Source organism: Streptococcus sp. 22.1 (assembly GCF_016648645.1).
Classification (GTDB): domain Bacteria; phylum Bacillota; class Bacilli; order Lactobacillales; family Streptococcaceae; genus Streptococcus.
Genome location: NZ_JACLQK010000016.1, coordinates 42468 through 53437 on the forward strand (window position 1 = coordinate 42468; position 10970 = coordinate 53437).

General features: G+C 42.8%; 5 protein-coding genes. 4 read left to right on the forward strand and 1 reads right to left on the reverse strand.

The features are described 5' to 3' along the window. Nucleotides 1-224 precede the first annotated feature (224 nt). Both rexB and addA read left to right on the forward strand, forming a co-directional pair. Complete coding sequence (rexB, locus tag H7U04_RS08260; RefSeq protein ID WP_201042926.1) at nucleotides 225-3545, forward strand: ATP-dependent nuclease subunit B; 3321 nt, start codon at nucleotides 225-227, stop codon at nucleotides 3543-3545. Beyond that, nucleotides 3535-7188 carry a helicase-exonuclease AddAB subunit AddA gene (addA, locus tag H7U04_RS08265; protein ID WP_110981192.1) on the forward strand — a complete coding sequence of 1218 codons (3654 nt, stop codon included), beginning with the start codon at nucleotides 3535-3537 and terminating at the stop codon, nucleotides 7186-7188. Before rexB ends, addA begins: the two co-directional genes overlap by 11 nt. Nucleotides 7189-7539: 351 nt before the next feature. Here the strand turns inward: addA and H7U04_RS08270 are convergent, their stop codons facing one another. Then, nucleotides 7540-8271 carry a DUF554 domain-containing protein gene (locus tag H7U04_RS08270; RefSeq protein WP_037599106.1) on the reverse strand — a complete coding sequence of 244 codons (732 nt, stop codon included), beginning with the start codon at nucleotides 8269-8271 and terminating at the stop codon, nucleotides 7540-7542. A gap of 274 nt (nucleotides 8272-8545) precedes the next feature. Between H7U04_RS08270 and H7U04_RS08275 the strand changes: the two genes are divergently transcribed. Together H7U04_RS08275 and H7U04_RS08280 are read left to right on the forward strand one after the other, a co-directional pair. After that, complete coding sequence (locus H7U04_RS08275; RefSeq protein WP_002891761.1) at nucleotides 8546-9277, forward strand: ABC transporter ATP-binding protein; 732 nt, start codon at nucleotides 8546-8548, stop codon at nucleotides 9275-9277. Nucleotides 9278-9279: 2 nt separating this feature from the next. Beyond that, the gene (locus tag H7U04_RS08280) at nucleotides 9280-10869 is read left to right on the forward strand and encodes a DUF4231 domain-containing protein (protein WP_073688448.1); all 1590 of its coding nucleotides are present in this window, start codon (nucleotides 9280-9282) and stop codon (nucleotides 10867-10869) included. Nucleotides 10870-10970 lie beyond the last annotated feature (101 nt).

Sequence of the window (10970 nt, forward strand, 5' to 3'; positions counted from 1 at the left end):
TTGGCTCTTTTTTTCGTTACAGATCCATAAAGTAGGGCTCTTTGCTGTTGAGCTTAAGCTTATGTCCGGCCCATAGGACAGAGGGCTAGAAAGGGATAAGGGAGGAGTCTGATTGTTGCTTCATTCTGTGTTATAATAGCAAGGATTAGTGGTTGTTAGCGCTAAGTGAATGGCAATTCTTGCTTAGCCTAACGACTGGTGTAGAGACAAGAAAGGGACGTCTTATGAAATTACTTTATACGGATATGTCTCAGGATTTAACTGAAATTCTGACGGAGCAGGCAACTAGCTATGCTCAAAAGGGAAAGAGGGTCTTTTATATTGCTCCTAATGCCCTATCATTTGAAAAGGAGCGTAAGGTCTTGGACTACCTGCCTCAGTCAGCGTCCTTTGAGATTACGGTGACGCGTTTTACTCAGATGGCTAGGTACTTTATTCTCAATACGAGTAACCCGAAAACTCAGCTGGATGATACTGGTCTGGCCATGATTTTTTATAAGGTCTTGTCACATATGGGCGATGATGAGCTCAAGGTTTATGGTCGTTTACGCAAGGATAGTAACTTTATTAATCAATTGGTGGACCTTTACAAAGAGTTACAGCAGGCTAATATGACAGTTCTGGATTTGCAGCATTTGGATCAGGCGGAGAAACAAGAGGATTTGGTAAGGATTTTCAGTGCGGCTCAGGATCTCTTGTTGGCGGGAGATTTCGACAATCAATCCAAACTCAGTGCCTTCTTCAAGGAGATTACCTCAGGCCACCTCGATAAGGCCTTGAGTAACACGGTTTTGGTCATTGATGGTTTTACGCGTTTCTCAGCTGAGGAGGAAGCACTGGTTGCACTCTTGAATGATAAGTGCCACCAGATTGTCATTGGGACCTATGCCAGTCAAAAAGCTTATAAGGCTAACTTTGTTTATGGCAATGTTTATCAGGCTTCAGTGGATTTTCTGAAGACTTTGGCTCAGACTTATAAGGTGACACCTGACTACGTGACGACAGACAAAGAGGGCAATCCTTCTTTTGCACGTATTAGTCGTCTTTTAGAAAGCCGTCATGATTTTAGTACGGTGGATGAGAAGGTTACTGATCAAGACAAGCAAGCCTTGCAGGTCTGGGAAGTGGTCAACCAAAAGGAAGAAGTGGCTCAGGTTGCCAAGAGTATTCGTCAGTTGCTGGCGGATGGCAAGCGCTACAAGGATATCTTGGTCCTGCTTGGTGATGAGGAGAGTTATAAGCTTCAGGTGGGTCAGATTTTCCGAAAATTTGATATTCCCTATTATTTCGGTAAGGAAGAAACCATGTCTAGCCATCCTTTGGTGCAGTTTGTGGATTCGCTAGAGCGTATCAAGCGCTATAATTATCGTGCCGAGGATTTGCTTAATCTCGTAAAATCAGGTCTCTATGGCGGTTTTACTCAAGAGGACTTAGACCTTTTTGAGTATTATGTCAATTTTGCAGATATCAAGGGGCGTCACAAGTTCTTGTCTGATTTTACGGCCAATAGTCGTGATAAGTATGATTTAGACCAGCTTAATGCCTTGCGCTCACAACTGGTAGAGCCTTTGGACAAGTTACTTAACAGTCGCAAACAAAAGGGTTCTAGTCTGCTTAAGAAACTTGCGGTCTTTTTAGGGACTGTACAAGTGCCAAATCAGATGGCTGCTTTGACTGTCAAGGCCAGTGAAGCTGAAAAAGAACAGAATGAACAGGTCTGGAAGTCTTTCACCCAACTCTTGGAGCAGGTTGAGACTATTTTTGGGGAAGAAACACTGTCAGTGGATGACTTTTTGTCAATTTTGCGTTCGGGAATGTTGGCTTGTGATTACCGTACGGTCCCAGCCACTGTTGATGTGGTCAATGTGAAGAAATACGATTTGATTCAACCACATTCAGCTCCTTATGTTTTTGCCTTAGGCATGACTCAGTCGCATTTTCCAAAGGTTGGGCAAAATAAGAGTCTCCTGTCTGATGAGGAGCGTAATCGTATCAATGAGGCGACGGATGAGCATAGGAGTTTGGATATTGTTACGCAGAGTAATAGTCAGCGGGGGCATTTTGTGGCTATGTCGCTTTTCAATGCGGCTAGTGAACAATTGGTGCTTAGTCAGCCACAAATTCTCAATGAGACGCAGGATGACATGTCGGTTTATTTGAAGGAACTTCTTGACCTTGGTCTTCCTTTGGTTGAAAAGGGACGTAATCGTTTCGAGGCTAAGGGTGACCAGATTGGGAACTACAAGGACCTCCTATCGACTGTCATTGCCCTTAACAGTAGCCATCTAGATGCTGATTTGGACAAGGAAACGCAGACGTTTTGGTCAGTTGCTGTGCGTTATCTCCGTAAGCGACTTGATAAGGACCAAGTCTTGATTCCAAATGTGATTGACGATGTGACGACGACCAAGGTGGATGATCAGGTCATGCAGCTGGTCTTTCCGGGGGAAGAACCACTAAAATTATCAGCTTCGGCTCTGACGACCTTCTATAACAACCAATATCTTTATTTCTTGCGTTATGTTTTGGGACTTGAAGAGTTGGAATCCATCCATCCAGATGCTCGACACCACGGGACTTATTTACACCGTGTCTTTGAGCGTGTGATGGGTGATTCTTCGTCAGAAAACTTCGATGATAAATTGGAAAAGGCTATTGCTCAGACCAATCAGGAACAACCCTTTGAAATTCTCTATACCGAGGACCAAGAGAGTCGCTTGTCTCGTCAGATCTTGGAAGATATCGCCCGTTCAACTGCCAGTGTTTTGCGTGACAATGCGGCGGTTAAGGTTGAGCGTGAGGAAGCCAAGTTTGACTTGCTTTTAGCAAATAGCATCAAGATTACAGGGATTATTGACCGAGTGGACCGTTTAACGGATGGGGCTCTGGGTGTCGTTGACTACAAATCAGGTAAAAATGTCTTTGACATTCAGAAATTCTACAATGGCCTCAGTCCGCAATTGGTGACCTATCTGGAGGCCCTTCGACAAACCTATAAGGTCGATGCTGACCAGCTTTTTGGTGCCATGTATCTTCACATGCAGGACCCACAGCTTAACTTGGCTCAGTTTGGTCTGGATAAGCTAGCAGCTCAGGCTCATAAGGAATTGACCTATAAGGGGCTCTTTGTGGCTTCAGAAACAGAGCATCTGGCTGGTGGAAACTATGATTTACAAAAGACTGTCACCTATGATAAGGAGTACCTAGAAACCTTGTTAGACTACAATATAAAACTCTTTACAGATGCTGCTGAGATTATTCGAAGTGGGAATTTTGCGGTCAATCCTTATACCGAGGATGGCAAGTCTGTTCAAGGGGATCAAATCAAGTCTATTACTCATTTTGAGGCCGACCGCCACATGGGACAGGCTCGTAAACTCTTGCGTTTACCAAGTAAGGGCAAGAAGGAAGCCTATTTGGAGCTGATGACAAAAGACGAGGACAATAATCAGATGCAAGTTGCTGAAAATATCATCCCCTTTCCAGTCACTGATCAAGCTGTAAAAGCAGACAAAAAAGACCAGGAGGACAACCATGTTGACTAAAGCTTTTTTAAGTCCAACAGAGATTAAGGAACGCATTGCCCAAGAAGCAGCTTCTGACAAGGAACGCAAGTTAACACCTGAGCAGATTGAAGCCATTTACAGTAATGGTAGCAATATTCTTGTGTCAGCTTCGGCCGGATCAGGAAAAACCTTTGTCATGGTTGAGCGTATCCTTGATATGATTGGACGTGGCGTTGGTATTGACCAACTCTTTATCTCAACCTTTACGGTAAAGGCTGCAGGTGAGTTGAAAGAGCGTCTGGAAAAGCGTCTGACAGAGCAGTTGGGAGAAGTTGAGACGGATGAAGAGCGTGCCTTTCTTTCAGACCAGATTGCCAAAATTGGGACGGCTGATATTGGAACCATGGATGCCTTCACCCAGAAATTGGTCAATCAGTATGGCTATCTCCTGGGGGTGTCACCTATTTTCCGCATTATGACAGATCCTGCTGAGCAGACACTCATGAAAAATGAGGTTTATACCGATCTTTTCAATGATTACATGCAAGGGAAGGATGCCCAACTTTTCCAAAAATTGGTCCGCAACTTCGCTGGAAATGGTAAGACTAGTAAGGCCTTCCGTGATCTAGTTTACGATGTCTATAACTTTTCTCAGGCTACTGCAGGTCCTGAAAAATGGCTACGTCAGAATCTCTTAAAAGGGCAGACGGGTGCCAAGCCAGACAAGGCTAAAGTTGAGCTTTTAGAGGGTCTCAAAGATGGCTTGTTGGCTGATTTCTTAGCCTTCTTAAGAGACCATTTAGGTCTAGCTCAGCGTGAATTTGCCAAGGCCAAGTATCTGAATAATGTGTCAGATGCCATTAGCCTTCTGGAGGGAGCCTTGGCCAATGACCAAACCGATATGGAGGACTTGCTCAAACAACTCTTGACTCTGTCAGGAGGGACTGGCTTGACAAATATGACCCGTCCTAAAGACGAGGAACTCAAGGCCTACAAGGAAGCTTACAACAAGACCAAAAATGAGTTTGTGGCCCAGTTGCGTGAGACTGATACCCAACTAACGGTCCTCGAGGTTTTGACCAAGCATAATGATGACATCCTACCTCTGTTAGAGCTGCTTCAGGCCTTTGTGCTTGATTTTTCAGATCAGTATTTACAGGCCAAGATTCAGGAAAATGCCTTTGAATTCTCAGATATTGCCCACTTTGCCATCCGTATTTTGGAGGAAAATCCAGAGGTGGCAGCCAGCTACCGTGACCGTTACCATGAAGTAATGGTAGACGAGTATCAGGACAATAGCCATACCCAAGAACGCATGTTGGAGCTCCTCTCTAACGGTCACAACCGATTCATGGTGGGAGATATCAAGCAATCCATCTATCGTTTCCGTCAGGCGGATCCTCAGATTTTTAATGGCAAGTTCCAGCTCTTCCTTGAAAATCCAGATGCAGGTAAGCTGATTCTCCTTAAAGAGAACTTCCGTAGCCAATCTGAAGTTCTTGATGCGACCAATGGTGTTTTCAGCCACCTCATGGATCAGGAAATCGGGGACATCCTCTATGACAAGACACACATGTTGGTAGCAGGTAGCGAGAAGCAAAAAGAGCCCCATCCTGAAAATGAGACTGAGGTTCTGATTTACAATAGTGATGAAGCAAGTGTGACTCCTGACGAAGAAGGTGCTGATCAACCTATCAGTAGTGGTGAGATTTCCTTGGTTATCAAAGAAATTATCAACCTTCATAAGCAGGGTGTACGTTTTGAGGACATTACCCTCCTAGCACCAACTCGCAACACCTATCTGGACTTGATGGCAAGCTTCGAGGAGCACGGAATTCCTTTGGTTCCTGACGAGTACAAGTCAAGTTACCTAGAGTCGCTAGAAGTTATGATTATGTTGGATACCCTTCGTACCATCAATAATCCTCTTAATGACTATGCCCTCGTTGCCCTCCTTCGTTCACCGATGTTTAATTTCAACGAGGATGATTTGGCTCGTATTGCTGTTCAGGCTGACGAAGGACAGTTCTATGACAAGCTTCTTGTAGCTTGCACTAAAACAGGGCTTCATCCGGAAGTTGTCACACAAGGACTTGATGCCAAGTTGACTCTTTTCACTGAGACTCTGGCAGATTGGCGTGATTACAGTAAGTGGCACTCGCTCTACGACCTCATTTGGAAGATTTACGACGATCGTTTCTATTATGATTATGTTGGCAGTCTTCCACGAGCTGAGCAACGCCAGGCCAATCTCTACGCCCTTGCTTTGCGTGCCAATGCCTATGAAAAGACTGGTTTTAAGGGACTTTCTCGTTTTATTGGTATGATTGATAAGATCATTTCTAGCGGTAACGACCTAGAGGAAGTGACAGACTTGGTTCCCAAAAATGCCGTTAGCCTCATGACTATTCACAAGTCCAAGGGGCTAGAATTCAAGTATGTTTTTGTCTTGCAGATGAATCGCAAGTTCATTGGTCACAGTAGGGATGGACTAAGTGGTAAGTATATTATCAACCGTGAAAAAGGACTTGGCATTAAGTACCTAGCTGACCTTAAAGACCAGATAAACACCAATTTGCCCAAGTTAAATGTTGTTCTAGAGACCCTAACCTTCCAGGAAAATCGTAGGGAAGAGCGCAGAGCAAGTATCTCAGAAGAGATGCGTCTGCTCTATGTTGCAATGACTCGTGCAGAGAAAAAACTCTACCTAGTTGGTAAGGGGAGTAAGGAAAAATTAACCCAGCAATTTGGTACGGATGTCGAAAATAATCGCTTACCAGTAGCTCTACGTGACCAAATCGCTACTTATCAGGATTGGGTTATGGCTTTGGATACCGCCTTTATGAGAAAGGATCTCAAGTTTACTGTTCGCTTTGTTGAGGCTGAGGAGTTGACGCCAGAGGCTATTGGTCAGGTTGAAGTTCAAGCAGCAGTAAATGCTGATGATTTATCTAACAATCGCCAGACGGAAGACATTAAGCGTGCTCTAACTGTCTTAGAAAGTGTTGAAAAACTCAACCAACTTTATGCACCAGCGATTGATCTACCATCTGTGCGTACGCCGAGCCAGCTCAAAGCCTTCTACGAACCTGTTATGGATACCGAAGGGGTGGATATTATGGACAAGAAAGAGGAAGTGCAACCTCTTGAGACTACCACTACCTTTGAGCTTCCAGACTTTGGGCAAAAAACTAAGGTCACTGGAGCTGCAGTTGGGTCAGCCACCCATGAACTCATGCAACGCTTGATTCTTTCTGACAAGGTGACCCTCCAAGATTTGACACAGGCGTTGAGTCGGGTATCGGCAGATGATCAAGTTAAGGCGCGTGTGCAGTTAGAAAAGTTACTAGGCTTCTTTGACACCGAACTTGGGAAGCTCATTCTAGCTAACCGTGGTAAGTTGCGTCGTGAAGCACCATTTGCTATGTTGGCAGAAGATCCCGCTAGTAAAGAAGATTTTGTCGTCCGTGGTATCATCGATGGCTACCTTCTTCTTGAAGACCGTATTGTCCTCTTTGACTATAAGACGGACCGCTTCACTCATCCTAGTGAACTTAAGGAACGTTACAAAGGTCAAATGAGCCTCTATGCTAAAGCACTCAGCCAAGCCTATCAAATAGATAAGATTGATAAATACCTTATTCTCCTAGGTGGAAAAGACTTGGAAGTCGTAGAAGTATAAGCTATAGCCTAACCATTCTTTCATGGTGAAAGAGTGGTTTTTTGTGTCTTAATCCCACCAAAAAAGACCGGTGTGCACACACCAGTCTTTTCGATAGATTTCCATCAGTATTGTAAGTTCGTTAAAATATTAGAGGATGGAAATAGTTATGAAAAAAAGTATCTTGTAGGTTGCTTAGGCCTACAAGGGCTATTATAACAAACTCATCTTAGTCTAAACAAGGTTAGAAAAATTAGAATTAACTGCCACAAACATTACTAGTTTTTAATAGTTAGGATCCATAATAGCAATAAATAGAGATAAAAACCGTCAGCATGAGACTAACGGTTTTAGTTTATTTTAATCCTAATATCAACTAATCAAAGGAACCACCCAATTGACCCAGGCCCAGGAAATAGGCATAACCAGAATCATGGCTGGAATCATATCTGCTGTTGGGAATTGACGCAGTTTCATAATACGAAAACCGGTCGCAATCATGAGAAAGCCCCCGCAAGCCTTAAAGTCTCCAATCATGGCTTTTGTTGTTAGAGGGAGAATGAAACCAGCACTCACAAAGAGGAGGAAGAAAACGATAAATTGTGGAATGGCAATCATGGAGACGATGTAGCCTAGACTACAAGAGAAAATCATAGCCGTAAAGAAATCTAGGATAGATTTAGAAATTAAGATAGAAGCATCGCCTGTCATCCCAGACTCAAGACTCCCGTAAATTCCTGTACCACTCGCACAAAAAAGGACGATAACTGTCAAGAGCTGCGCATAAAATTCATCGTGAGCTAACCCTGTTTGCTTGCTTGGTGTAATCTTGGACAAGCCTTTTTCCATAAGCCCAGCTCCCTTGTTGATGAGGTTTCCAAATTTTAGGGCCAGCCCAAGGATGGTACCGATAACTACTGCAAAGATAACCGCAGGCATATTAACCATATTCATAATAGCGCTAATCCCCATTACCATAGAGGCTAGACCAAAGATAAGGTTAAGATTTTCCTTGAAATCGTCTCTGAGATAGTCCCCGAAGAGCCCTCCAGCGATTCCTCCTAAGATAATAGATAGCGAGTTGATGATAATTCCAGTTGGCATCAGTGATTTTCCTCCTATTTATTCTAAATACTATAAGTTTAGCATTATCAAAGATCGAATGCAAAATTGTCTCGTTTTTACAAACGTTTTCTTGAAATTGTATCTTTGAAATGATACAATAAATGAGAAGGTAAGGAAATAGCCTTATCTAAATCTATTGCCAGTGTTCTTAGAGTATTGTTCATAAAAAACAAGGTAACAACTCTAATTTATAATCTAATATAAAGTGTAAAATGAGACTATTGTTAAATAGATTCTCAAGAAAGGATAAAAGATGATTCGTTTTGAACACGTAACGAAACGTTATGAAGATAAGGATGCTCTCTCAGATCTTAACCTCGAGATTCGAGATGGTGAGATTTTTGGTCTGATTGGTCACAATGGGGCTGGTAAGACCACGACTATTTCCATTTTGACGTCTATCATTGAAGCTAGCTACGGTGAAGTTTACGTCGATGATATGGCCCTCAGCCAACATCGTGATGCTATCAAGAAAAAAATCGCTTATGTGCCAGATTCACCAGACTTATTCTTAAATTTAACTGCTAATGACTATTGGTACTTTTTGACACGTATCTATGATTTGGAAGCTAGTCAGGTTGAGGAACGTTTGACTAATCTTATGGCTACCTTTGACTTGACGGAAAGTCGCTATAACCTCATTTCTTCCTTCTCTCACGGTATGCGTCAGAAGGTTGTCGTTATCGGTGCTCTTCTGGTAAATCCGCAGATTTGGGTTTTGGATGAGCCTTTGACTGGTCTGGATCCACAGGCATCTTATGATTTGAAAGAAGCCATGCGTAACCACGCTAAGGAGGGTAATAGTGTGCTCTTTTCAACCCACGTTCTAAGTGTAGCTGAGCAGCTCTGTGATCGTATTGCTATTTTGAAGAAAGGAAAACTCATCTTCCAAGGGTCTCTAGCGGAACTTAAGTCTCAGTACCCTGACAAGGATTTGGAAACTATTTATCTGGAAATGGCTGGACGTAAGATCGAGGAGGTGTAGTCATGAACTGGAACCATGTTTGGGAGCTTTTTAAAATTAATCTCCTCTATGCAAATCCTCAAGCAGTAACTAACCTACAGAAACGTCAGGAGAAAAAGAAAAAGGCTAATTTCTCCATCGTTAATGCCATGCTTAGACAACAACTCTTGATTTTAATTGTTTTTACGGTTGTATATAGCTATCTTTTTGTAGGTGTCGATTATAAGGCCAATCCTGGAGTCTTAACCCTATATCTTTTGACATTTTCAGTCATGGGGCTTCTCCAGACTTTTACGGCTCTCTATAGTACCTTTTACGATAGTAAGGATAGCAAGGCTTATCTGCCTCTTCCCTTAAAGCCATCAGAAGTCTTTTTGGCCAAGACCTTGTCAGGTTCTATGGTTGGGATGACCTTCATGGTACCTATCCTTAGTCTTCTCATTCTAGCTTACTGGCAATTTATTGGCCCGCTGGGGATAGTCGTGGGGTTTCTATCCTTTATCGTTTCTCTCTTTATCAATCTCGTTTTTTCAGTGATTCTGTCTAATAGTGTTGGAACGCTGATTGTTCGCAGTTCTCGTCAAAAGCTCTATTCGACTATTTTGATGACCCTGTCAACCCTATTGATTATGTTCCCTATCATGATGGTTGGTTTTCTTAATGGTTATGTTAAGGGTGCTGGACATATCGATTTTCCTTTGTTGCCTTATCTAAGAGGTTACTATGATGTGGTAGCTGCTCCTCTATCTCCGGAGGCTCTACTAAATTTTTATCTTCCTCTTATCTCAGTGCTTATCTTGGGTCTTTGGTTTTATAAAGTCAGAATGCCTCGTTATTTCCACGAAGCCATTTATAACAAAAAGGCTAGAAAGACTCAGGTAAAAGTTGTTACTCGAAGTCAAAGACAGGTCTTGGTTCGCCATCATTTATCTACTTTGGGAAACTCAACCCTCATTATCAATACCTATGTGGTACCAGTATTATATATGATCATGCTGGGCGGAGGTGCCTTCTTTTTGAAAGATTTAGGTCCAGACTATTTCGGGCTCATGCTTTTAGTCGGAATTGCCTTTGGTTTCTTTTCAGCGCAACCAACAAGTTTTCTTGGGGTGGCAACTTCCTTAGAGGGAACAAACTTTGACTTTATCCGTAGCCTGCCAATCAATACGGGTGACTATCTTCGTCAAAAGTTTTGGATTTTCTATGGCTTGCAAGTCGGTGTATCCCTCTTACTAGGAGGACTTGGTTTAATATTCCTTGCACATCTCCATCCTATTTTGGTGGCAAGTTTCGCTCTTGGTTTTCTCGTAACAACCTATCTTGTAGGTGGCTATTTCTTTGAACGTGACCTTAAATTATTGGAAGTGAATTGGCAGGAAGTCACTCAGCTCTTCAATCGGGGTGGCGGACAGTGGCTCTATATGGGTATCTTTATTCTTACAATTTTCATCGCTGCCTTGCTAGGAGGTATTGTCTTCTTTGCAAGTAAGTTCTGGATTGCCCTAGTAGTCAACGCTATAGTATCTGGGCTTATAGCTTTAATTGCCCTAATCGTTTATCTCTTTGTTGACCGCAGACGTTGGAAACGTATTAGAGCCATATTTTTTGCCTAGAACAAACTGTTTAAAGAGGGCTCTTTGTCAACTGTAGTGGGTGACGAAAAGCTAACATCTAGAGAGGACCTGATAGGTCTTCTCTTTTTTTATGTTCAGAG